This is a genomic window from Streptomyces sp. NPDC006259 (assembly GCF_042870975.1).
Taxonomy (GTDB): domain Bacteria; phylum Actinomycetota; class Actinomycetes; order Streptomycetales; family Streptomycetaceae; genus Streptomyces.
Genome location: NZ_JBIAHY010000002.1, coordinates 973,873 through 997,673, shown reverse-complemented (window position 1 = coordinate 997,673; position 23,801 = coordinate 973,873). Strand labels below are relative to the sequence as shown.

Genomic DNA, 23,801 nt, shown 5'->3' with positions numbered 1-23,801 from the left:
CGCAACTCGGTCAGGGGGTGCGCGACGGAGGAGCGCGCCGGTCAGGTCCGGCGGCGCGGTGGTGACCGTCGGGCGCCGTGCGGTGTCGCAGGGCGTGCCCGGCGTGCCGTCGGCCCGGCGCCGAGTCGGGCGGTGTCCACGATGCGGCAACCCGACCGGTGACGCCGCCTCCGTGATCCGCCACCTCGGCCGGAGCGGGGACGGGCACCGGGGTCCGCCCCGCGGACGGTGGCCTGAACGGTGTCCTGGTCCGCGGAAGGGTGTCGTCGTGGAGTCACGCCCACGTTCTGCTCACCGACACGACGGCCGACGAACCGCCCCCTGGCGGTTGCGCGGTGCTGCGCGCCTTCGGGGTGAGGCGGGTGTACGGCATCCATGCCGTGGTCGATCAGCGTCTGCCGGCTGCGGCCGTCGGGCGCGTGCCGGGTGACGGCTTCCGCGCCGGCGGGCAGGCCGGGAAGTTCGGGCGTGACTCCGGCCTCCTCGAGCAACTGGCGTACCAGAGCATCGTAGTCGGCGTCCTCCAGGCGTGTGGAGAGATACCGGCCTGCCCGCTGCCGGAGCATTGGTGGGTCTGCGTCGAGCATGCCGTCCGTGCAGGCGGCGAGCGTCTCGGCGCTCTCGGTGTGCGGCGGTTCGCTCCGGCCGGTGACCCGCGAGCCGTCGGAGACCCGCATCAGCTCGCCGTGTCCCAGCGGGCGGTACTGCCCGACGCGGACGCCCAGCGCCTCGCGCAGCGGCCGTGCGGGGCAGCCGCCGAGGCGGGCCTGCATCCAGTCGTCCACATAGGCGCGGGCATGAGGGGTGATGGCGCTGGCTCCGGAGGGCCGTCCCCCAGGACGGGTTGAAGGCCTCCAGTAACCCGTGCCGGGCTGGGAGCCGGCGTCGGCACGCCTCGGCGGTATGGTCGCCCCACCGTGACGCGTATGCGTTGTGTGTGGATATGCCGCGGGGCCGGCGCGTGGGTGGTCGCCGTACCGCTCGCCCAGTGCCGCGGCCCGGCTCCGGGCAGCGGCGCGGTAGGCGGGCGCGACCAGGCGGCAGGTGTCGCGGCTGCCGTGGGTGAACCGGGTGCCGTCCAGCGGGAGCACGGCCCCGCCCAAGCGCGGCACACCCCGGTCGGCCAAGTCTGCGGCGAAGCAGCCCGGTGCCGACGGGCCGCACCCCCGGCGCCGAGACGACGGCGACCTGCGCCGACGGGACCATGCGGACGCAGCCCCCGGAAGACCGCCCGGCGATCGGCCGTCGTCGCCGTCCTAGTAGCTGTCGTAGCCGGGCCTGCCGTTCGGCCGGTAGGCGCCGACGACGGTGCCGCCCTTCGTCGTCGAGACGCTGACCGGCTCCAGCGCGGTGGGGATCGCTCCGTCGGCGAACAGCCGCTTGCCGGTGCCGATGATCACCGGATGGATGGTCAGCCGGTACTCGTCGACGAGGCCGTGCCGCATGAGGGTCTGGGCCAGGTCGCCGCTGCCGACGACATTGATGTTGCCGCCGTCGGACGCCTTCAGCTCACGTACGGCATCGACGACGTCGCCCTCCAGCAGGGTGGAGTTGCGCCACTCCACGGACGTCAGGGTCCGGGACGCCACGTACTTGCGCATGCCGTTCATGCGTTCCGTGAACGGATTGCCGGGATCGGCGGTCGGCCAGTACGACGCGAAGATGTCGTACGTCTTGCGGCCGAGCAGCATCGCGTCGGAGGGCTCGTACCAGCCGGCGATGGCCGCGCCGACCTCCTCGTCGGACACCGGCTTCTGCCAGCCGCCGTACGCGAAGCCGCTCTCGGCGTCCTCGTCCGGACCGCCCGGCGCCTGCATGACGCCGTCCAGCGACAGGAACGTGCAAACAATGATCTCGCGCATGGTGCGCTCCCTTCGTCGACAGACAGACCGTGCGACCGCCGGAAACTCATCGGTGGCGTCCGGCCGACCGGGCGGGTCCGCGCCTCGATGACCTCGCTCGGTTCCCTCCTCTCAGCTCAGTTGCTGGGCCAGTCCGACGATGACGCCCTCCGGGCCGCGGACGTAGCAGAGCAGATGGCTGTCCTCGAACCGGGCGATCTCGCCGAGGAGTTCGGCTCCGTGGGGGCGCAGACGGGCGACGGTGTCCTCGATGTCGTCGACGGCGAACATGACGCGATGGGTGCCCAGGACGTTGTGCGGCCGGTTGCGCGGGCCGGCGCTGATCACCGCGGGGCTGCGGTACTTCGCCAGCTCGAGCCGGCCGTGACCGTCCGGGGTGCGGACCATCGCGATGTCGCAGCGGACGCCGTCGAGTCCGGTGCACCGGTCGGCGACGAGGCCCTCGACCTCCGCCCTGCCTTCCAGCTCCATACCGAGTTCCACGAAGAACGCGATGGCGGCGTCCATGTCCTCGACGACGATGCCGACATTGTCCATCCGCTGAATCGCCATGGCGGTCTCTCCCTCTTCCTCGTGCGGCCGGTGGTGGCCGCTGATGTCCCGGGGACGGAGCCGGTGACACGTTCTCGACATCCTCGGACCTGCGGACCGCGAGGATCGCCGCACGGCTCCCGCACCGGCCGCGACCATCGGCACACCCTCGCCGCCTCGGCACCCCTGAAGCGGACCCGGAGCCGGGCGCCGCCGGCGAGGGCGAGTGGGGCGCGGGTGGCCGCTGCCACGAAGACGATCAGCCGCAGTGTGCCGTCCCCGCTTCCCATGCTTGCCCTGCTTCCCCGACGACGCGCAACGTGCGCGCGTGCGCCTCGCGGCTCCCTCACCCTTCACGCTGTCGGGTCGTCCTCGGCGCATGGCGTTCCCCGTGCCGGCCGCCGACGCCACACCGTCCGGCCGGAGACCGACGGACGGAGCGGGTCCCGGAGGCCGACGGACGGAGCGGGTCCCGGAGGCCGATGGACGGAGCGGGTCCCGGAGGCCGAGGGCCCGCGGCTCCAATCCGAGGGCCCGGCCGTGGCTCAGCGACAGCCGCTGCCCCTCGCACGTTCGTCACCTCTGGCTCGGTCGGCGGACGGCAGGGGCCGCTCCGCCTCCGTGGCCTTATCGGTCGCCCGTTCGTCGAGGACCGCGTAGGGGTGAACATGCGCGAATCACGCCCTGACCTCGTGCGGAGCACGCCAGTCTGCTGACTGTTCATCGGGCGGCGCCCGGGGCGGGGAGCGGTCTGCGGCCAGTACGAGACACGGGTCGGCACCCCGTCCGTGGGCACGTCCATCCCCTGGCGGTCGGCAACCCTCCGCATGTCCGCGACGCGGTCAGCGGCGGCGGCCCCTCTTGGAAACGCCGAGCGGCGTGTGGGCATCAGAGACGGATCAGGCCGGATCAGGCTGGAAAGCTGCGGGGAGCGCGCGTGACGGTTGACCGGGACATCGGTGCTTCTGCTGCTCCTGCTGCTCCTGCTGCTCCTGCTGCTTCCCAGGCTCCCCGCGGTCCGGTCGGCCGGGACCGGCAGACGCGGGCGCCGCGGCATGTCGCCTGCGTGATGGACGGCAACGGACGGTGGGCGGCCCAGCGATCATTGCCGCGTACGGCGGGTCACCGGGCCGCCGAAACCACGGTGATCGACGTCATCGAGGCGGCGCGGTCGGCCGGGGTGGAGTGGCTGAGCCTGTACGCGTTCTCCACCGAGAACTGGCAGCGCCCCGGCGACGAGGTCGACTTCCTCATGCACCTGGTGCGCCGCGTCGTGCGCAAGCATGCCCCGCTGCTGCACGCACGGGGTATCCGCTGCCGGTTCCTCGGCGTGGCCGACTCCAGGATCCCGGCGGGGCTGGCCCGGGACTTCGAGGATCTGACGACCCTGACGGGCAGGAACCGCAGGATGACGCTGACGGTGGCGTTCGATCACGGCGGGCGCGGGGACATCGTGGAGGCGGCACGCTCACTGATCCGCAGCGGGGTGCCGGCCGACGCCGTGAACGAGCGGAACTTCGCCGCGCACCTTCCCTTCCCCGACACGCCCGACGTGGACCTCGTCATCCGGACCTCCGGTGAGCAGCGGATCTCCAACTTCATGCTCTGGCAGGTCGCCTACGCCGAGTGGATCTTCCCCCCGGTGCTCTGGCCCGACTTCCGTGCGACGCACTTCACGCAGTGCCTGCAGACCTATCAGCAGCGCGATCGCCGCTTCGGCGGCGTGGCGCCGAACGCGAACGGAGCGCCACTCCAGTGACCGACACAGCAGGCATCCCTTCCGAGGACACCGCCTTGGGTGTCACGGGTCGTGATGACGACCCCGCGCAGCATGTCCCGCAGGGGTCGAGCGACCCCCTGTTCGGCCCGGGTTCGCAGTTCAACGCGTTCTTCAACGATCCGCGCTGGGCCTTGGCCATGGTCCGGGCGACCGTGCTGGAGGCCGCTCACCCGCAGATCGGCGCCGCCCTGATCGAGAACTCGACGTTCGTCGCGCACCCGTGGCGGCGGCTGTACAACACCTTCCTGAGCATGCAGCGCATGTTCGGCGCCGACGATCACACGCGGCAGCGGGAGGCGGCACGGCTGAACCGCATGCATGCCCGGCTGAGCGGCACCGACGCGAAGATGCGGCCCTATGACGCGAGGGATCCAGGGGCTCGCGCCTGGGTCGTCGCCACCTTGTTCGAAAGCGCCGTCACCATGTGCCGGCTGAGCGGCCAGCCGCTCGAACAGACCACCATGGAGAAGCTGTACGCCGAGTTCCGGGCGTTCCTCGCGGCCATGGGCGACGAGGCCGGCCACCTCCCGCCGACCCTGCCGGCGTTCTGGCAGTACTTCGACCGTGTGGTCGAGGAGGAGCTGGAGAACACCGAGGCGCTGCGGATCATCCTGTACAAGCTCTTCGACCACCTCCCCGCCCCGCCGGTGCTGGAGGGCCTGCCCACCGTGTGGGCGGCCGGCCGGGCCCTGGCCGGCCCCGTGATCGGCACGATCACCGTCGCGTCCCTTCCCGAGCCGTTCCGCCGGCGGGCCGGACTGCCGGAGATCCCCGGCGCTCAGACGCTCACGCAGAGCGCCTACCTGGCCGTCGGTCTGGGACGCTTCCTGCCCGAAGGCTGGATCCAGGCCGAGGGGCTCGCGGGGCTGCTCACCCTCTCGCCCGACAGCGACGACCCCCGCGCCAGGACCGTCAGAGCCGTACGCGACGGGATGAAACGGGCCGGCGCCCTGCTCAGGCTCATCACGCCTCTCCCCGAGCAGCCCGGATCCGCTCGGGCGACGGTGCCGCAGCGCGGCGCGGCGGAGTTCTTCCACGAGGTGCTGGATCAGACGGGTGACGGCTACCTGGAGTGGCCCGACCTCGCCGCCATGGCCCGGGAACTGTCCGGCCGGCTCGACCTGGACGAACCGCAGGAGACCAGGCTCTACAACGCCTACGCCGACTGGTGGCGGGAACTGCGGACGGCCCTCGACCGCGACGGGGACGGCCGCATCAGCCAGGAGGAGTACGCCGCGGGCGTCACCTCGCTCGCGGGTCCCGCCCTGATCCGGGTCGCGGAGGTCCTCTTCGAAGCCACCGACAGCGACGGCAACGGGACCATCGACGCGGAGGAGTACCGGTCCCTGTTCCGGACGGCCTTCCGACGCGACACCGCCGGCACCGACGGCACGTACTCCCGCGGCGCGTTCGTGAGGGACTTCCTGTCCTTCATGGCGGGCCGCCGACGCTCCACCCCGTACGACCCGCTGCTCAGCCAGGCCTGACCGCTCCGGCGGACGGCACCCGGGGGAATCACGGTGCGCGCAGAGGTCCGGCTGGGCGAGAACGCCCGCCGACGCGCACCCGTGCGGCCCGGGTCCGGTTCGGGTGTCACCACCCCCGCCGCGCGTAGGCGGTGCGGCGGGGGGACGGCGGGATGTAGGCGCCGCGGAGCCGGGCGACCAGGTCCCGGCGCAGGTCACGGTCCTCTTCGGTCTCCGCCGGCATGTCGAGCTGGACGATGCCCACCCCCGCCGCGCGCAGCAGGCCGATACGGGCGGCGACGGTCGCGGGCGAGCCGATGTAGGCCCCGGCCAGCGACCGGTCGACGTAGGCGGACAGCTGGTGGGGGTCGTCCCGGGCGGCTGCCCGGCCCCGTTCCCGGTCCCGGTCGAGCTGGACCGCGCCCAGCCACTGTTCGGCCCGGGGGCCCGAGGCCAGGCGTACGGCCTCGTACCGGATGTGGCGGGCGCGGGCTTCCGCCGCCTCGTCGGTGGGGGCCGTGACGACGGTGACGTGGCGCCAGATCCGCAGGGTCCTGCCGTGTGCCGCGGCGGCCGCGCCCGCCCGCGCGATGTGCCGCCGGGTCGCTGTCAGCGGCAGCGTGGGGACGGCGTACACCTCGGCGTGGCGCGCGGCGAGTTCGATGCCGGCGGGGGACGAGCCGCCGAAGGAGACGAGTTCGGCGCGCGGGTCGGGGAAGAGTCCGGAGCGGGCGCCGCGCACGGTGTAGAACTCGCCCTCATGGTCGAAGTCCCGGCGTTCGGCCAGCGCCCGGTGGAAGATCTCCAGATACTCTCCCGCCCTGCGGTACCGGGCCTCCTTGTCCAGCAGATCGCCGTCGCGTGCGACGTCGGCGTCGCTGGACCCGACGATGACGTGGGCGGCGGCCCGGCCAGCGGACAGCCGGTCCAGGGTGGCCAGTGAGCGCGCGGCGACGGTCGGGGAGGTGGTGCCCACCCGGTGCGCCACGGCGATGCGCAGGCGCTGGGTGGCCGCCAGCGCCCAGCCGGCCACCAGCCACGGGTCCGGCCACGAACTCGACTGCACCACCAGGGCGCTGTCCAGCCCGTCCTGTTCGTTCTCGCGGGCCGTGCGCGCGATGTGCTCCGGGTCCGCGTCGCGGTCGCGGAGGTCGGGGGCGAAGCGCAGGACCGCGCGTTCCCCGGGTGTGGCGCCCGGCACGGGTGCGGCGCGTACTCCACCTCGTATGTCCAGCTCCATCCGGGGTGCCTCCAGGGGCGAACGTCGGGCGGCGGGGAGCCGCCTGGAGCGGCGGCCCCCCAACGGGACGGGCGGGCGGGCGGCAGGCCGCGGTTCAGGCCGCGGCCGGGCCCAGCCGGGCGAGGGTGTCCAGCACCCTGGCGCGGCTGACGAAGGTCTCCGGCGGCAGTGACACGTACAGCTGGATGGTGGTCACTCCCGGACGGTGGTAGCGCAGGATCTTCTCGCGGCACTCCTCCGGCGAACCGCTGATGAAGAGCTTCTCGACGACCTCGTCCGGCAGTGCCTTCTGGGCTCCGTCGGCGTCGCCGTCGGCCCACCGTTCATGGGACTCGCGCAGCAGTTCCCCATGGCCGAGCCACTCGTGGAACTTGCGGTACGGCTCGCGGTTGAGGATCCAGGCGAGGAAGGGGCGGGTGGCCCGGTGGGCGTAGTCGGTGTCCTCGGTGGGACAGACGAACACCTTGACCACGAGTTCCTTGCCGGGCGGCTGGGGGCCCACGGCGTCGAGGATCTTCGGGACGTCCTCGGGGAAGAGCAGGTTGGTGATGGCTCCGTCGCCCTCGCGGAAGCCCAGGCGCAGCATGCCGGGCCGCAGCGCTCCGAGGATCACCTTGACCGGGTCCTGGGGCGGGTGCGGCAGACGGTAGCCGGTGATGGAGAAGGTGTCGAAGTCGCCCGCGATGTGCTCGCCGCGCAGCGCCCGGGTGACGAACCGCAGCACGTCCCGGGTCCGCTTGTACGGTTCGTCGAACGGGATGCCGTTGATGTCGGTGACATGCGCGGGCACCGACGCGCCGAGTCCCAGGAGGAGCCGTCCGGGCGCCAGTTGGGCGAGGGTGGCGGCCGTCTGGGCGAGGACGGCGGGGCCGCGGGTCTGCACCGGGACGATGCCGGTGGCGATGCGCAGGCTCGGCGACCAGGCGGCGACGGTGGCGAGCGGGGTGAAGGCGTCGGTACCGCCGCCCTCCGCGCTCCACACGTCCGTGTAGCCGAGGTCGGCGAGCCGCTCCACGAGGAAGCGGTGCCGGTCGATGGTCAGGCCGGGCAGTGGCAGGGTGATGCCCCACTTGGGCGGCAGGCCGGGTGCGGGCGTGTGGGAGAGGGTCATCGTTCCACCCGTACGGTCGTGAGGTCGAGGAACCAGGATTGCGGCTGGACGAGGCCGCGGACCTTCGGGGAGATCGCCCTGGGGTTGCGGTCGTTGACGACGAACAGCCAGGGGGCGTCCTGGGTGACGAGCTTCAGGGCTTCCGTGTAGTCCGCCTCGCGCGTCTTTCGGTCGGTCGCGGTTCCGGCGGAGGCGAGGAGCCTGTCGACGTCGCGGTTGCTGTAGTGCCCCGTCCAGAACGGGCTGTCGGTGCCGATGAACAGGGGCAGCAGCGCCTCGGACTGGAACAGCGTGGTGGACTGGGCGATGGCCTGCGAGCCGCGGGCCACCTTCCCCTTGGCCTCGGCGGCGATCAGCGTCGACCAGTCGGTGGTGCGGATGTCGACCTTGATGCCGACGGCGGCGAGGTCGCGCTGGACCGCCTCGGCGATGGGTACCGGTACGAGGTTGCCGGAGCCGCCCGTGGGGACGGTGACGGAGGTGGAGAAGCCCTTGGCGTAGCCGGCCTCGGCGAGCAGCTCGCGCGCCTTGGCGGGGGCGTGGCCGTAGGTGTCGTTGGCCGGGTCGTGGGCGAAGGTGCCGCTGGGAGCGGCCTGTTCGGCGGGGGCGGCGGTGCCGTGGAGGAGTTCCTCGGCGATGGCCTCCCGGTCGATGGCGTAGTTGGCGGCCCTGCGCACCCGGGGGTCCTTCCAGGGTCCGGCGGTGGTGTCGAGGATCCAGTACCAGAGGTGGTCGTAGCTGTTGGTGACGACCCGGACGCCGTCGGCCTGCAGGCTCGGGATGTCGTCGGGGTTGGGGTACTCGATCCAGTTGACGGCGCCGGAGCGCAGGGCCGCGGTACGGGCCGCGGCGTCGGGCAGTGCCTTCACCACGAGCTTGTCGAGCTTGGGGGCGCCGCGCCAGTAGTCGTCGAAGCGGGTGAGTTCGATCTGCTCACCGGTCTGTTGCCGGACGAAGCGGAACGGGCCGGTTCCCACCGGGTGTTCGGAGAACGTGGCGGTGCCGGTCTTCTTCACCGCGGTGGGGCTGGCGATGAGGACGTGGGCGAGGTCCTGGGGGAAGTGCCCGTTGGGTTCCTTGGTGACCAGCCGGACACGGTCGTCGGCGAGTTTCGTGTACTCGGTGATCCCTCCGGCGTACTCCCCGGCCGCCGCGCCGAGGGCGTCGGTGTACTGCGGGCTCTTCCTGTTCAGGTAGCGGTCGAGGTTGAAGAGGACGGCGTCGGCGTCGAAGGCGGTGCCGTCATGGAACTTCACGCCCTTGCGGAGGGTGAAGGTCCAGGTCCTGCCGTCGTCGGCGACCTTCCAGGAGGTGGCGAGCGCCCCGGTGATGGGGGCGGGCCCGTCGGCCCTGGACAGGTCGTAGCGGGTGAGGCCCTCGTACAGCTGGAAGCTCACGAGCCGCTTGCCCTCGAAGCCGGCGCCGCCGATGACGGTGTCGGGGTTGGGGAGCTTGCCGGTCGCGCCGATGACGAGGGTGCCGCCGGACTTCGCGCCGCCGGCGGCCTCGTCGGCGGCGGAGCCGGTGCCACAGCCCGCGGTGGCGAACGGCAGCAGCAGCGCGGCGGCGAGGCCGAGCGCGCGCAGGGACGCGCGCCGTCGGCTGCGGGCCCTTGGGCGGGCGGATGGATGCTGGTGGTGCGTCATGGGTTCCTCGTCGTCACTCAAGGGGCGGACGGCTCACCGACGGGTGCCGGTCGTTCGGTGGGGGCCGGTGCGGGGGGCTCGGGGCTGCCGCCGTCGGCGGCGAGCAGGGCGCGGGTGTAGGGGTGGCGGGGCGCGTGCCACAGGGCGGCCGGGGTGTTCTCCTCGACCACCCGGCCGTCGCGCAGGACCACGACCCGGTGGGCGAGCTGCCGGACCACGGCCAGGTCGTGGGAGATGAACAGGTAGGCCAGGCCGAGGCGTTCCTGGAGTTCGCCGAGCAGGTCGAGGATCCGGGCCTGGACGGTCGTGTCGAGGGCGGAGGTCGGTTCGTCGCACACGATCAGGTCGGGCCCGGTGGCCAGGGCGCGGGCGACGGCGACGCGCTGAGCCTGCCCGCCGGACAGCTGGTGCGGGTGGCGGCCGGCCAGGGCGGGGTCGAGGCCGACCTTGCGGAACAGCTCGGCGACGCGGTCGGGGCGCTCGGCGCGGGGCGTGCCGTGGACGCGCAGCGCGAACGCGACCGCTTCTCCGGCTCGCAGAGCGGGATTCAGGGAGCCGCGCGGCTGCTGCGGCACGAACTGGAGGCGGGCACGGATCCGCCGCCCCTCCCGGCCGCGCAGCCGGTACGGGTCGTGGCCGTCGAAGCGCACGGTGCCGGCGTCCGGTGCGAGCAGCCCCAGGGCGAGGCGGGCCAGCGTCGACTTCCCCGACCCGGACTCCCCGACGAGCCCGATCGTCTCCCCGGCCGGCACCCTCAGGGTGACGCCGTCGAGGGCGAGCCGGCCGGGGCGGTAGCGCTTGGACACCTCGTCCACGACGAGCAGGTCACGGGTCATCGGGTGCCTCCCGGCGGTACGGCGGCGGGGCGCCGCGAGGCGGCCGGCTCGCGGCGCCGCGTCACGCCGACGGGCACGACCGTCGGCGGCGCGGCAACGCCGCCGCCCACGACGAGGGGGTTGCTCCACCGGTCGCCCGTGCGTGCCTCCCGCACGACGAGTCGGTCACCGTTCACCGAAGGCCTCCCGCTGGTGCGGCGGCGATGGGACGCCGTGAGCCCCCCGGCGGTACGACGCCGCATCACGCCGACCGGCACGACCTCCGCCCACGCGGCAACGCCGCCCCGCCGTCCCGGCCGAGCCCGGCGCCAACCACCGCCCACGACAAGGGGGTTGCTCCACCGGTCGCCCGTGCGTGCCTCCCGCACGACGAGTCGGTCAACGGTCATCGGGGGCCTCCCGGCGGTACCACGCCACGTCACGCCGACCGGCACGAGCGCCGCCCACGCGGCAACGCCGCCACGCCGTCCCGGCCGAGCCCGGCGCCAACCACCGCCCACGACACGGTGGTTGCTCCACCGGTCGCCCGTGCGTGCCTCCCGCATGACGAGTCGGTCATCGGTCATCGGGGGCCTCCCGGCTGCGCGGCCACCAGTGCGGCGGCGTAGGGGTGTTCCGGGGTGGTCAGGAGCTGCTCGACGGGGCCGGCCTCGACGATCCGTCCCGCGCGCATCACCGCCACGTGGGTCCCGACCCGCCGGGCGACCCGGATGTCGTGCGTGACCAGGAGCAGGGCGATTCCCCGGTCGGTGAGCAGGTGGGCGAAGAGATCGAGGACGCGGGTGCGGACCAGGGCGTCCAGCGCGGTCGTGGGTTCGTCGGCGATCAGCAGTCCCGGTGCGCAGGCGAGGGCGAGGGCGATGACGGCGCGTTGGCGCTGCCCGCCGGACAGTTCGTGCGGATGGCTGCGGGCCACTCGGTCGGGCTCGGTGATGCCGGCCGTCTCCAGGAGCGCGGGCACCATCCGTCGGGCGGCACGGCGGCTCTCGGCGACGCGGTGGCGTCGCAGCACCTCGGTCAGCTGGGCGCCGATCCGCCGCAGGGGGTCGAGTCCGGCGTCGGGGTCCTGCGGGACGTAGCCGATGCGTCGGCCGCGTACGTCGGACAGGGCGCGTTCTCCGAGGGTGAGCAGGTCGGTGCCGGACAGGCGGACGCCGCCGCCGACCCGGGCGCCGCGTCCGGGCAGGCCGAGGACGGTCCGGGCCAGGGTCGACTTGCCGCTGCCCGACTCGCCCAGCAGCACCAGCGCCTCGCCGGGCGCCACGCTCAGCGAGGCGCCGTCCACGGCCCGCACGTCGCCGGCCCCCGTGGTGTACGTGACCGTCAGATCCCGTACGTGGAGGTGTTCGGGGCCGCGGGCGGTCATCGTCCGGCTCCGGTGAGCCGCGCACGGCCGGCGCCGACACCGCGGCGCAGGGCCTCGCCGAGGGCGTTGAAGATCACGGAGACCACGAGGATGGTGACGGCCGGCAGGACGGCGACGCCGGGGTGGGTCAGCAGGGCGGGTCTCAGTTCGTCGAGCATCGCGCCCCATTCGGCGGTGGGCGGGGGTACGCCGAGGCCGAGGAAGGACAGTCCGGCCGCGTAGACGATGGCGAGTCCGACCAGGGAGGAGGAGTAGACGAGCAGGACGGGGGCGAGGACCGGGGCGACCTGGCGCAGGGCGACGGTCGGCGCGCCCGCTCCGCAGACCTGGGCGGCCTCCAGGTACGCGGCGGTGCGGATGCGGCGTACCTCGGTGAAGGCGACGCGGGTGACCGCGGGGGTGAGCACGACCGACAGCGACACGATCGTGGCGTACAGGCCGGGCTCCATCACGGTGGCGACGGTGATGGCCAGCAGGACGCCCGGGAAGGCGTAGAGGACGTCGAGGGTGCGCAGCAGGGCGTGTTCGGTCAGGCGTCCGCCGAGTCCGGCGGCGATGCCGAGCAGTGCTCCGGCGGCGGTCGCGACGGCGACGGGCAGGAATCCGCCGAGGAGTGAGGGGCCGGCGGCGGTGAGCAGCCGGCTGAGCACGTCCCGGCCCTGGGAGTCGGTGCCCAGGACGTGGCCGGGGCTGCCGGGGGCGAGGAGCCGGTCGCGCAGGCTTCCGGCATCGGGGTCGTGCGGTGCGAGCAGGGGTCCCGCCACTGCCAGGACCAGCAGGGCGGCCGCCAGGAGCGCCGGTACGAGCAGTCCGGGGCGGCGCCATTCCTTGGGGAGGCGGTTCACAGCGCACCTCGCAGCCGGGGGTCGATGAGGGCGTGGACGGCGTCGACGAGGATGTTGACGCCGACGAACGCGACGGCGATGAGGAACACGCCCGCCTGGATCAGCGGCAGGTCGCGGGCGCTGAGCGCGTCGTACAGCAGGCGGCCGACGCCGGGCCAGGCGAACAGGGTCTCCACGAAGACCACGCCCTCCAGCAGGTAGGCCAGTTGGAGTCCGCCGATGGTGAGCAGGGCGGGCAGGGCGTTGTGGACGCAGTGGCGCAGGACGGCCGGGCGGCGCAGCCCCCGGGCCCGCAGTCCGTCGGCGAGGTCGGAGCGCAGGACGTCCTCGAGGGCGGCGCCGAAGACGCGGGCGGTGAGGCCGAGCGGGACGAGCGCCGCCGCGACCGCGGGCAGTACGAGGTGGTGCAACCGGTCGGCCGTGTCGCCGCCGGTGAACAGGTTCTGGGTGCCGCCGGCCGGGAACCAGCGCAGTCCGACGGCGAAGACGGCGATGAGCAGCAGCGCCACCGAGTACTGCGGGGCCGAGACCGCGAGGGTGCTCAGCGCGCGGGACAGCCGTCCCCGGATGCCGTCGGGGCGGACGGCCCCCAGGGCGCCGAGGAGGGTGCCGCCGGTGAGGACGAGCAGGAAGGCGGCGCCGGCGAGGACGAGGGTCTGCCCGAGGGCCGGCAGCAGGAGGTCGCCGACCGGTCTCTGTCCCGACACGGAGACTCCGAGGTCGCCCTGGAGGGCGTGCCCGAGCCAGTGCGCGTACCGCACGGGCCACGGCTCGCCCAGTCCGAGCCGTTCGGAGAGCTGTTGCCGTGCCTCGGCGGGCGCGCCGGGGCCGAGCAGCGTGGTCACGGGGTCGCCCGGGACGATGGCGACGGCGGCGAAGACGACGACGGTGACGCCCAGGAGCGTGGGGACGACGAGCAGCAGTCGTCGTGCGAGGTACCGCCTCATCCGTCGGTCTCCCGGTGCGCGGCGCCGGGCCGCCCGGCGGGCGGACGTGGGTGGGCGGTCATGCGGATTCCTTCCTGGGGCCGTGCATGGTGGAGGGCCGCGCGGCGGTGGTCCGGGCGCGGAGCGGCGGCGATCGGCCGGGGTCCGGCATGTCACGGTGGCTGTGGGGCCGCGCGCCGGGCGGCACGGCAGGACCCGCGGTCGATGTGCCGGAAGCGTGCCGGACCGCAACGGACCGCAGCCAGCCAGGCGTTGATGCGGATACTCGGGGTCATAGGATCGGCAGTACGGAATACACGCTTCCCTCATACGCATGTGATCCGGCCATTGTTGACCCCCGCTGACGGGCCGAATTAGGCTGCTTCCATGGTGAAACGGCGAACCGACTTCACCCTGGTCGGTATCGGCGGCTCGTGGCACCGAAGGTGTTTCGACGAGTCCTGTCGTCCGTGTGCCGGGCGCTGACCGGGCAGATCGCCCGTCCTAGGCGCCCCCTCCGTTCCGGCCCGGATTCGCCGCCCCCGTGTTCCGTCCCTCCGGCCGTGTGCCGGCGGCAGGGCGGGCGGCTTCCTCCGGGCACGCGCTCGCCGCCGGGCATCACCCGGCCCCGCCACCGCCGAGGGGACCCACACGTGAAGACCGACAGCCGCACCCGTGCGAACGCCCGCATGCAGCAAGGGTTCGCGGTGACGACCCTGCCCACCGCGACCGGGGTCGGTGATCCGCGCGCCCTGCACGCGGAGATCGACAACCCGCTCGACCTGATGGCCGGGCATCAGCTGCTGAGCGAGACCGAGGACCGTCCGGCGGGTCAGCTCGCGCCCCGGCGTTCCTGGGCGTCGGCCGCCTGCGGCTGCGGTCACCCCGCGTGCGCCGGGCCGGGTGCCCACCGGCCCGCGCCCGTCACCCGGGTGTTCCTCGCCGAGCGCCACCCGGTGGCCAGCGCGGGTCTTCGCAGCGTGCTGAACGCGGACCCGGACACGAGGGTCGTCGGGAGTTCCGGGGACGTGCTGCGGCTGCCGGAGGCGCTGCGGCGGGTGCGGCCCGACGTGGTCCTCCTGGGCCGTGGCGCGTCGCTGGCGGAGGATCTGGCGCTGGTGGCCCGGCTGCGCGCTCCGGACGTGGTGCCCGACGCCCGGTTCCTGCTGCTGCGCAGAGCGGAGAGCACCGCCGAGGCGAGCCGTATCGTGCTCGCGGGCGCCAGCGGCTGCTTCCCGCTCGATCTGCCCGAGGACCGCATCATCAAAGCGGTCGCCATAGCCGGCGCCGGGGGCTCGGTGTTCCTGCCGGCTCCCCCGGTGGCGCGGGTGTCGGTGGTGGGCGCGGCCCCGGACGCCTCCGAGCCGCTGCCGCAGCACTGCGGTCTGACGCTGCGGGAGAGCGAGGTCCTCGCGCAGCTGGCCGCCGGGCTGAGCAACGCCGAGATAGGGCGGCAACTGGCCCTGGCCGAGGCGACGGTGAAGAAGCATCTGACCAGCGCGATGCGCAAGATCGGGCAGTCCGACCGGCTGCGTGCGGCGCTGTACGCCCACCGCCACGGGTTGGCCGGCTGATCGCGAGGACCGCTCCGCCCCCGGTGGGCGGGCGCCGGGGCGGAGCCGCCGGCGCCCGCCCACCGTCGCGTTCCCGGGGTGCTCCGGGGGCGACGTTCGGAGCAGTGCCCCTGCTCCGAAGGTCGCCGTCGGCACCGCCCTTCGGGGCTTCTGACGCGGTCAGCCGCTTCGTAGCGTTGCCGGGCAACAGGACCCGCCCGGTCCGCTCCCCACCGCATAAGGAGATCCGAAATGAGCGATGCGCCCGCAGGAGGCATCGCGCGCGGCGGCTCCGACAGGGTTCCGGCGTCTCGCACCGACGCCGCCGACGCCCCGGAGACCGGACGCCCCGCCACCGTCGTACTGGGTGCCCCCCACGCGGCCGGTCCACCCCGTGAACCGGCCGACCGCCTGCGCAACACCTACCGGACCATGCCGGAGGCCGAACGGTCGGCCCTGTGGCGCCAGCGCCTGCACGAGGCGGAGTCGGGGCTGACCCGGCTGCTGGCCGCCGGGGACCACACCCCTCTCTCGGACTGGTTCGCCCTCCAGTCGGAGATCTTCGCCGACCTGCCGGACGCGGCCACCGGCGGTCCTCGGGACTGGCAGCGCGTCTTCTTCCGCGGCCAGGCCCTGATGGAACGGTTCCTCGTCTCCCGTTACGGAGAAGAAGCCCTCAGCGCCTGGACCCGCGCCATCGCCGAGGTGCACCGCGACGTCGAACCCGACCACGGCAGGGGCGCCGCCGACCCCGTCCACCGCATCGCCCGCCAGGCCGAACTGTACGGATCGGACTACGAGTTCGACGACGACGTGGAGAGCGGCGGCGAGACCCGGGCCGCCCTCACCATCACCCACTGCGCGATCTGGGACTACCGCGAGCAGGCCCGCCGCTCCGGGGTCCGCCTCACCCTCGCCTCACCCTGTGCCTACTGCACCAAGGCCCTCTCGGAGAACGTCCGGGCCAAAGGCTACGAGCCGTCGCACAGCCTGCGCACCGGGCCCACCGGCCACGGCTGCCGCTGGGAGGTCACCGCCCCGGCGTCCGCGGACGCCCCCTCCGCCTACTCACGGGAGCAGTGATGTGCGGCGTCACCGGATGGATCGACTGGGACACCGACCTGCGCACGCGCGGCGCCACCGTCTCGGCCATGGCCGAGACCCTCGCCTGCCGCGGCCCGGACGCCTCCGGCGTCTGGCTCTCCCGCCACGCCGCGCTCGGCCACCGCCGGCTGTCCGTCATCGACCTCGAGGGTGGTGCCCAGCCGCTGGGCGCCGGACAGCCGGAGACCGTGCTCACCTACAACGGCGAGCTGTACAACCATCAGGAACTGCGGCGCGAACTCCGCTCCCTCGGCCACACCTTCCGCACCCGCTCCGACACCGAGGTGGTGCTCCGGGCGCACATCGAGTGGGGCAGGGACGCCGCCCGCCGCTTCAACGGCATCTTCGCCTACGCCCTGTGGGACGGAGATGCCGAGGAACTGCTCCTGGTACGCGACCACTTGGGCATCAAGCCCCTCTACTGGCACGCCCACGCCGCCGGCGTCCTCTTCGGCTCCGAACCCAAAGCCGTCCTGGCGAACCCGCTGTTCCGCGCCGAACTCGACGCCGAGGGCATCGCCGAACTGTTCGCCCTGCCCGCCGCGCCCACCGCCGGCCACGGCCTCTTCCGGGGCCTGAACGAGGTGCGTCCCGGCCATCTCGTCTCGGTACGCCGGTCCGCCGTCCGCGAGTTCCCGTACTGGCAGCTGGTGTCCCGACCGCACACCGACGACGCGGCGACGACCCGGCGGACCGTGCGGGAACTGCTCGCCGACTCCGTGGAACGCCAGCTCATGAGCGACGTGCCGCTGTGCACCCTGCTGTCCGGGGGCGTCGACTCCAGCGCCATCACCGCGCTCGCCGCCCTGGCCCGCGAACGGGCCGGGCAGGGCAAGGTGAGCAGTTTCTCCGTGGACTTCCCCGGCAGCGCCGACCGGGCACCCGACACCTGGCGCACCGGCGCCGACGCCCCCTTCGTCAGGGCTGCCGCCGAGCACGTCGGAACCCTGCACACCTCCGTCGTCATCCCCGACGACGACCTCCTGGACGCCCGGCAGGCCGTGCTGCGGGCCCGCGACCGTCCCGGCTGGGGCGAGATGGACGCCTCCCTGCACCTGCTGTTCCGCGAGGTGCGCCGCCGCTCGACGGTCGCCCTGTCCGGAGAGGCCGCCGACGAGGTCTTCGGCGGCTACCCTTACTTCCACTCCCCCGACGCCCTGTCCGCCCCCACCTTCCCCTGGCTGCACGGCCGCCCCACCCCCGCCGTGCTGCTGCGCCCGGAGGTGCGGGCCGAGGTCCGGCCGGAGGAGTACACCGCCGCGCAGTACCGCGACTCCCTGGCCCGCACTCCGGCGCTGGCCGGTGAGACAGGGGCGGACCGCCGGGTGCGCGAAGTGTTCCACCTGGCGCTGACGCGGTGGCTGCCGCCGCTGCTGGAGCGGGTCGACCGGGTCAGCATGTCCGTCGGACTGGAGGTGCGCGTGCCGTTCTGCGACCACCGACTCGTGGAGTACGCCTGGAACGTGCCGTGGTCCCTCAAGACACCGGAGGGCCGGCCCAAGGGGCTGCTGCGGGACGCCGTGCGCGATCTGTTGCCGGCCGCGGTCGCCGACCGCCCCAAGAGCGGCTATCCGTCGACGCCCGCCGTGCGCTACACGCAGGTGCTCACCGATCGGGCCCACGAACTCCTCGCCGACCCCGGCGCCCCGGTCTTCGACCTGGTCGACCGCGAGGCCGTACGCAGGGCCCTGGCCGAGGGCCTGACCCTGCCCAGCCCTCGGACCGCGCCCAACCCCGTGGGCGGACTCGACCACCTGGTTCAGGTCGACGAGTGGCTGCGCGCCTACCGGGTGGGGCTGCGATGAGCGCCGCACCGGACGACGGCGCCCCGAAGACGACCGGTCGCACCGGATCCCTCGTGGGCTCGCCGGGCAGTGCGCGCGGCGAGGGCGAGACCTCCGCCGGCTCCTATCGGGACGCGGCCCGCCGCTGGACCACGGGCGTCGCCGTGCTGACGGCCCGGCACGGGGACGAGGTGTTCGCCAAGACCGTCTCGTCACTGTGCACGCTCTCCCTCGATCCGCTCCTGATCAGCGTCGCCGTGACCGCCCGCAGCCCGCTGGCGGCCGCGGTGCGCGCCAGCCGCAGGTACGCGGTGTCCATCCTCGCCGATCACCAGGAACCGCTCGCCCGGCACTTCGCCACCCCGGGCGCCGGCCGGGCCCTGAGCCTGTTCACGGTCGCCCCCACGCGCGCCCGGACCACCGGGGCCCCCGTGCTGGAGGACTGCCTGGCCTGGTTCGACTGCCGGCTTGACACGGTGCTCCCCGGCGGGGACCACGCCGTCCTCGTCGGCCGGGTCGCCGCCGCCGACGGGGGCCTCGGGGAGCCGCTCATCTACCACCACGGCGAGTACCGCTCGCTCGCCCGTCCGCACCTACCCTCCACGGGAGTCCGTACATGACCATCCTGGACGCCTCCGCCCGCACCGGCCGGGGGCTGCTCACCGGCGACCGCTACCGCGAGGAACTGGCTGACGGCCGTGAGCTGTACCTCGACGGCGAACGGATCACGGACCCCGCCGGGCACCCCGCCTTCCGCCCGGCGGTGGACACGCTCGCGGACCTGCTGGACCTCCAGCACGAACCGGAACACCAGGCCCTGCTCACCTACAAGGATCCGGAGACCGGACTGCGTCTCGCCCGCGCCTATCAGCCGCCGCGCACCCTGGAGGAGCTGAGACTCCAGCGCCGCAGCGCCGAGTTCTGGCACGCCGCCGCCTTCGGGCAGCACGGCCGCTCGCCCGCCTTCATGGCGTCGATCGCCGTCGGCGTCCATGACTTCCGCAACCAGCTCGACCGCGCCCGGCCGGGTTTCGGCGCCCACGCGGACGCCTGGTACCGGCACTGCGCCACCAACGACCTGGTCCTCTCGCACGCCCTGGGCGACCCGCAGATCGACCGGTCCGCGGACCCGGTGGACGATCCCGATCTGGCACTGCGCGTCCTGAGGGAGAACGACGACGGCATAGTCGTCCGCGGCGCCAAACAGCTCACCACCCTGGCACCCCTCGCCCACGAGGTGCTGGTGTACCTCTCGGCGTCCTTCACCCAGCGGCGCGGCGAACACTTCGTCGTCTGGTTCGCGCTGCCGCTCAACACGCCGGGTCTGGTCACCCTGTGCCGCGAGCCCCTGGGCGCCGAACCGTGGGGCCACGCGCACCCGCTGGGCGCGCGCTACGACGAGCAGGACGCCATGCTCTTCTTCGACGACGTCCTCGTCCCCTGGGACCGCGTCTTCCTGCTGCGCGACGGGGCCCTCGCCCGCACCGGCCTCGCCCGCATCAACGCCTGGTCCGCGTACATCGGCCACGTCCGCTACCGGGAGCGGTTGCGCACCCTGCTGGCCACGGCCACCCTCGTCGCCGAGAGCATCGGCGTGGACGGCTTCCGCAACGTCCAGGAGGACCTGGGCCGCCTGGCCTCGTACACCGAACTGACGGAGATCTTCCTCGACGCGGCCGAGGCCCGCGCGACGGTCACCGACGGCGGGCTGCTGGCCCCCGGCGACACCGCCGCGAGCCGCGTCTGGTCCGCCGAGGTCGCCGACAGCGCGGTCGACGTACTGCGCCGCATCGGTGCCTCGGGCCTGCTCATGCAGCCCACCGAGAACGACCTCGCCCATCCGCGGCTGCGGCCCTTCCTCGACCGCTACATGCGCGGCAAGGACATCGACGCCGAACGCAAGTCCCGGCTGCTGCGGCTGGCCTGGGAACTGGTCGGCGACGGTTTCGGCCAGCGCCAGCACCTCTACGAGCTGGTCCACCGCGGCGACCTCGCCCGCAACCGGATCAACCTGTTCAAGCGGTACGACCAGAGCGAGGTGCGGCACCGTCTGGAACAGCTCGTCTCCGGCCCTCCGAAGGCTTCGGAGAGCGCCGCCCCCTCCCCCGCCGGCACGTCCGAGGAGCGCCCGTGACCCTGTCCGACACCGAAGCCCAGGCCCGTACCCTCGGCGGGTACGACGACGCCAGCCGACTGCGCCAGGCGCACGACCGCGACTGGGTCCTCGACCGGGTGACCGGGGATCCCGGCGTACTCATCGATCTGGGCAGCGGCATAGGCCAGTTGCTGGACGCCGCGCTGCGACGCCATCCCTCGCTGCGGCTGGCCGTCGGGCTGGAGCGGTCCGAGCACCGCATCGCCGAGGCCGGCGAGCGGCTTCGGCCGTACGGCGGCCGGGTGGTCCTGCACCGCGCGGACCTGACCGCGCCCGCCCCGCTGCCCCACCGTGCGGACGTGGTGACGATGACCTCCGTGCTGCACTGGCTGTACCCGGTGGAGCACCGGGTCCTGGCCTGGGTCCGCGACCACCTGGCGCCCGGCGGGAGCTTCCTGCTGACGACGTACCATCCGGCGCGGGACCACCACGGGTTCGGCGGCGAGGACGACATCGTGCGCGCCGCGCTGGGTGAACTCGGCTTCGCCCCCGAGGCGGTTCCGGGGCTCCTGGAGGACCGTGAGATCCTGCCCATCGCCACCCGGACCCGAACCGTGGAGGAACTCGGCGCGCTGCTGGGCGAGTTCTTCGAGATCGAGGAGACCTGGGAGCGGGACGCGGTGGTCACCGTGCGGGACGCGGCACAGTACGAGCACTTCCACGCGGCGACGTTCGGCGACTACTACGCCTCCGCGCTGGATCCCGACCGGCGGGCCGAGTTCTTCCGTGCCGTCGGGCGTGCCGCCTTCGAACGTCAGCGGCGGCAGGGCCGGGTGAGCGCGATGCCGGTACGGCTGTGGAAGCTCACCGAACGCACCGGGCACACCGCCTAGGGTGAGACGTGGGACGCCGGCGGGTCCGTGCGGTTGCCGCACGGACCCGCCGATCCCTCACCGAGTCAGGCCCTTCTCCCGCGTTTCATCCGACCGATCACCGAACGAGCAGGCCGAGGAGCCGTCACCATGTCCACGCCCGCCCCGGGCCCCAGCCAAGAACTGGGTGCCTTCCTGCGAGCCCACCGCGAGCTGCTCAAGCCGGCCGACGTGGGCCTGACGGCCACCGTGCGTCGGCGTACACCCGGTCTGCGCCGCGAGGAGGTCGCCTCGCTCTCCGGCGTCGGGCTGGCCTGGTACACCTGGCTGGAACAGGGCCGCGTCACCGCTTCCCGGCAGGTGCTGACCTCCGTCGCCAGGGCCCTGCGGCTGGACGCGGCGGGCCTGCGGCACGCGATGCGGCTGGCCGGGTACCACGAGCCGGCGGCCGACGGCCCCGAGCCGGACGGACTGGCCGCCACCGTCCGCCCCGTCCTCGACTCCTGGCCCACCAGCCCCGCCGTGCTGCTGGACCGCCACTTCGACCTGCTCGCGTGGAACGCCCCGTGGAGCGCCCTGTGGGGCACCCCGGAATCCGTTCCCGTCGACCGGCGCAATCTCATGTGGCTCATGGTCGCCGACCCGCGGCTGCGGACGGTCCTGCACGACTGGGAGCCCTTGGCGATGAACATCTTCCAGCACTTCCGCGCCCAGGCCGGTCCGGCGCTCGCCGACCCCAGGACGGGCGAGCTGTACGACCGGCTGGAGGAGGACGCGCCCGAACTGCGCCACTGGTGGAGTTGCCACTCGGTGGCGGAGCTGACGGCCCGTTCGGTGACGGTGCAGCCGCCGGGGTCCACGCCCCTCTCCCTGTCGCTGTCGTCCTTCCACCCGGTGGACGACCCGTCGGCGCTGGTGCTCCTCTTCACCCCGCTGACCGACCAGGACCGGGCGCACATGGCGGCGCTCTGCGACCGGCCGCTACGGGCGGTCGAACCGACCGCGGGAGAGCGGCAGGCGGGCTGATCCCCGCCTGCCGCTCTCCCGGCCGTGTGCCTCCCGCCGCGCTCAGGACGGCGTCGGCTCTCCCTCCGCGGGACGGGCGACGGTCGTCCCGTCCGCCCGTCCGGCGTCGGAGGGCCGCAGTCCGGTGTTGACGGCGAACGCCGCCAGCGCCGCCACCGCGGCCAGGCCCACACCGACGACCAGGGTTCCCGTAACGGCGTCGTCGAAGGCGCCCACGGCCCAGGCGCCCAGACCCGTTCCGGCGTACATCGTCGAGGTGAGCCACGCGCTGGAGGTGGCCCGCAGATCGGGGGCGGCCGTGGCCGCCAGCGTCTGCTGGTCGATGACGAAGCCTCCGCTCGCGACGAACCAGAGGGCCACGCCCAGCAGCGCGAGCACGATGCCGGGTCCCTTCACCGAGAGCGCGATGCCGACCGCCAGCAGGGCGCCCCAGGCGGGCAGGAAGGGGAAGTGGTGGCGTCCCGCGGCCCTGGCGCGGTCTCCCAGCCTGCCGCTGAGCAGCGAGCCGACCACGCCACCGGTTCCGACGAGGATCCCGACCAGCCCCAGCGCGGACACCGACAGGTCGAACCGGTCGACGAGGACGACGCCGAGGAAGGTGTAGGCGCCGAGGTTGGCCGCGTGGAAGGCGGTGTTGACCGCGAGGGACCTGCGCAGCGCGGGGTGGGCCCAGGCGGCGAACACCGCACGGAACATCCCCCGGCCCGTGCTCGACGTGCCCGGGGCGACGCCTCCGGCGACCTGGCGCAGCAGCAGCGGTACGGCGAGTGCGGTCCCGGCGGCGAGGGCGACGAACGCCGACCGCCAGCCCGTCGCGTCCGCGAGCACTCCGCCCAGGGGCACGCCGATGACCTGACCGCTGGAGAACAGGGCCATGCCGAGTCCGAGGGCCCGCCCGCGCACCCGGTCGGACGCGGTCTCGGCGATGTGCGCCCAGATCGCGGGCCCCGCCGCGGCAGCGGCCAGTCCGGCCAGGGCCCGGGAGACGATCAGCAGGGCGAGACCCGTGGACAGCGCGGCGGCGGCGTTGGACAGCAGAAAGAGCAGGGCGCCGGCGAGCAGGGTGCGCCGACGCCCGAAGCGGTCGCTCAGCAGCCCGAGGAACGGCGCGGTGACCGCGTAGACCAGTACGTACGCGGTGACGCTCTGGGCGGCCGCGGTCGCGGAGACGTCGATGTCGTCCGCGAGGGTCGGCAGCAGCGGGGAGACGATGAACGTCTCCGTTCCGAAGAGGAACAGCAGCAGGAAGACGCCCGTGTACCGCCACCGGTTGAACGAGTCCTGTCCGGGCCCGACCGCGGCCTCGGCGGTAGCGTCGGGAGGTCCGCTCGAACGCACAGGGAATCACTGCCTTTCGGGGAAGCGCGAGACTCACGGACGGTCCCGCCCGGCCATCGTTTCCGTGACCGGCCACGGCAACCAGGCAGGCGTTCGTCCTGATACCGCTGCTCACAGCCTGAGCCCGAAGCACCCTGTCCAGGCCGGGCGCGCCTCCCGCCGGCCGCCGGGCTCGCCGCGCCCGGCGGAGACGGGTGTCAGGACGGACGACGGGTGCGACGTCGTCCCGGCCGGCTCGGGGGCGGGACGACCACCGGCCGCCGCGTCGGACGCGCCGTCGGCGGGACCACCGACCACCGATCACTGATCACCGGTGACCGGTCACCGGTCACCGGTCACCGGTCACCGACCGTGGCGCGGAAGCGCGCCGCGGCCCGCGCGCTTCGGCGCCGAGCGCGGCCAGGTGCCGGAGGTTCGACG

20 protein-coding genes are annotated in these 23,801 nt (G+C 73.6%); 9 read left to right on the top strand and 11 right to left on the bottom strand.

Features of this window, described 5'->3' with window-relative positions; all coding sequences use genetic code 11:
- Positions 1-41: 41 nt before the first annotated feature.
- The 3 genes from ACFYO5_RS10280 to ACFYO5_RS10270 all read right to left on the bottom strand — a co-directional run bounded on the left by ACFYO5_RS10280 (position 42) and on the right by ACFYO5_RS10270 (position 2,414).
- Positions 42-1,091, bottom strand: a complete 1,050-nt coding sequence (locus tag ACFYO5_RS10280) for a beta-galactosidase trimerization domain-containing protein (protein ID WP_388707193.1) — start codon at positions 1,089-1,091, stop codon at positions 42-44.
- Positions 1,092-1,256: 165 nt separating this feature from the next.
- Positions 1,257-1,862, bottom strand: coding sequence for a dihydrofolate reductase family protein (locus ACFYO5_RS10275; protein ID WP_388706519.1), 606 nt, complete (start codon positions 1,860-1,862; stop codon positions 1,257-1,259).
- Positions 1,863-1,973: 111 nt separating this feature from the next.
- A complete protein-coding gene (locus ACFYO5_RS10270) occupies positions 1,974-2,414 on the bottom strand; it encodes a VOC family protein (protein ID WP_388706516.1) in 441 nt (146 codons plus the stop codon).
- A gap of 1,048 nt (positions 2,415-3,462) precedes the next feature.
- On the opposite strand from ACFYO5_RS10270, the gene uppS reads away from it, so the two are divergent.
- Both uppS and ACFYO5_RS10260 read left to right on the top strand, forming a co-directional pair.
- A complete protein-coding gene (gene uppS, locus ACFYO5_RS10265) occupies positions 3,463-4,152 on the top strand; it encodes a polyprenyl diphosphate synthase (RefSeq protein WP_388706513.1) in 690 nt (229 codons plus the stop codon).
- Between the two features lie 98 nt (positions 4,153-4,250).
- Entirely contained in the window at positions 4,251-5,660 is a 1,410-nt protein-coding gene (locus tag ACFYO5_RS10260; protein ID WP_388707190.1) for an oxygenase MpaB family protein, read from the top strand.
- A 106-nt stretch (positions 5,661-5,766) separates the two neighbouring features.
- Here ACFYO5_RS10260 and ACFYO5_RS10255 read toward each other — a convergent pair whose 3' ends face one another.
- From ACFYO5_RS10255 to ACFYO5_RS10225, 7 genes are all read right to left on the bottom strand, one after another.
- Positions 5,767-6,879: an LLM class flavin-dependent oxidoreductase gene (locus ACFYO5_RS10255; protein WP_388706510.1), complete on the bottom strand. Its 1,113-nt coding sequence runs from the start codon at positions 6,877-6,879 to the stop codon at positions 5,767-5,769.
- A 94-nt stretch (positions 6,880-6,973) separates the two neighbouring features.
- Entirely contained in the window at positions 6,974-7,990 is a 1,017-nt protein-coding gene (locus tag ACFYO5_RS10250) for an LLM class F420-dependent oxidoreductase (protein WP_356564507.1), read from the bottom strand.
- Positions 7,987-9,636, bottom strand: coding sequence for an ABC transporter substrate-binding protein (locus ACFYO5_RS10245; RefSeq protein WP_388706507.1), 1,650 nt, complete (start codon positions 9,634-9,636; stop codon positions 7,987-7,989). The genes ACFYO5_RS10250 and ACFYO5_RS10245 overlap by 4 nt, the downstream gene beginning before the upstream one ends.
- Before the next feature lie 17 nt (positions 9,637-9,653).
- Positions 9,654-10,472, bottom strand: coding sequence for an ABC transporter ATP-binding protein (locus tag ACFYO5_RS10240; RefSeq protein WP_356564511.1), 819 nt, complete (start codon positions 10,470-10,472; stop codon positions 9,654-9,656).
- Between the two features lie 562 nt (positions 10,473-11,034).
- Positions 11,035-11,838 (bottom strand): ABC transporter ATP-binding protein, encoded by an 804-nt coding sequence (locus tag ACFYO5_RS10235; protein WP_388706504.1) that lies wholly within the window; start codon positions 11,836-11,838, stop codon positions 11,035-11,037.
- On the bottom strand, positions 11,835-12,683 hold the full coding sequence (locus tag ACFYO5_RS10230) for an ABC transporter permease (RefSeq protein WP_388706501.1): 849 nt from the start codon (positions 12,681-12,683) through the stop codon (positions 11,835-11,837). Before ACFYO5_RS10230 ends, ACFYO5_RS10235 begins: the two co-directional genes overlap by 4 nt.
- Positions 12,680-13,630 carry an ABC transporter permease gene (locus ACFYO5_RS10225; protein ID WP_388706498.1) on the bottom strand — a complete coding sequence of 317 codons (951 nt, stop codon included), beginning with the start codon at positions 13,628-13,630 and terminating at the stop codon, positions 12,680-12,682. The genes ACFYO5_RS10230 and ACFYO5_RS10225 overlap by 4 nt, the downstream gene beginning before the upstream one ends.
- Positions 13,631-14,262: 632 nt before the next feature.
- Here ACFYO5_RS10225 and ACFYO5_RS10220 point away from each other — a divergent pair.
- The 7 genes from ACFYO5_RS10220 (at position 14,263) to ACFYO5_RS10190 (ending at position 22,043) form a co-directional block, all read left to right on the top strand.
- The gene (locus ACFYO5_RS10220) at positions 14,263-15,183 is read left to right on the top strand and encodes a response regulator transcription factor (RefSeq protein ID WP_388706495.1); all 921 of its coding nucleotides are present in this window, start codon (positions 14,263-14,265) and stop codon (positions 15,181-15,183) included.
- Between the two features lie 231 nt (positions 15,184-15,414).
- Positions 15,415-16,245, top strand: a complete 831-nt coding sequence (locus tag ACFYO5_RS10215) for a hypothetical protein (RefSeq protein WP_388706492.1) — start codon at positions 15,415-15,417, stop codon at positions 16,243-16,245.
- Positions 16,245-18,071 (top strand): asparagine synthase (glutamine-hydrolyzing), encoded by a 1,827-nt coding sequence (asnB, locus tag ACFYO5_RS10210; RefSeq protein ID WP_356564523.1) that lies wholly within the window; start codon positions 16,245-16,247, stop codon positions 18,069-18,071. Before ACFYO5_RS10215 ends, asnB begins: the two co-directional genes overlap by 1 nt.
- On the top strand, positions 18,068-18,670 hold the full coding sequence (locus ACFYO5_RS10205) for a flavin reductase family protein (RefSeq protein ID WP_388706489.1): 603 nt from the start codon (positions 18,068-18,070) through the stop codon (positions 18,668-18,670). Before asnB ends, ACFYO5_RS10205 begins: the two co-directional genes overlap by 4 nt.
- Positions 18,667-20,184 carry a 4-hydroxyphenylacetate 3-hydroxylase family protein gene (locus tag ACFYO5_RS10200; RefSeq protein ID WP_388706486.1) on the top strand — a complete coding sequence of 506 codons (1,518 nt, stop codon included), beginning with the start codon at positions 18,667-18,669 and terminating at the stop codon, positions 20,182-20,184. The genes ACFYO5_RS10205 and ACFYO5_RS10200 overlap by 4 nt, the downstream gene beginning before the upstream one ends.
- Positions 20,181-21,038 (top strand): class I SAM-dependent methyltransferase, encoded by an 858-nt coding sequence (locus ACFYO5_RS10195; protein ID WP_388706484.1) that lies wholly within the window; start codon positions 20,181-20,183, stop codon positions 21,036-21,038. Before ACFYO5_RS10200 ends, ACFYO5_RS10195 begins: the two co-directional genes overlap by 4 nt.
- A gap of 129 nt (positions 21,039-21,167) precedes the next feature.
- Positions 21,168-22,043 (top strand): helix-turn-helix transcriptional regulator, encoded by an 876-nt coding sequence (locus tag ACFYO5_RS10190; RefSeq protein ID WP_388706481.1) that lies wholly within the window; start codon positions 21,168-21,170, stop codon positions 22,041-22,043.
- A 42-nt stretch (positions 22,044-22,085) separates the two neighbouring features.
- On the opposite strand, the gene ACFYO5_RS10185 is transcribed toward ACFYO5_RS10190, so the two are convergent.
- The gene (locus tag ACFYO5_RS10185; protein WP_388706478.1) at positions 22,086-23,381 is read right to left on the bottom strand and encodes an MFS transporter; all 1,296 of its coding nucleotides are present in this window, start codon (positions 23,379-23,381) and stop codon (positions 22,086-22,088) included.
- Between the last annotated feature and the right edge of the window lie 420 nt (positions 23,382-23,801).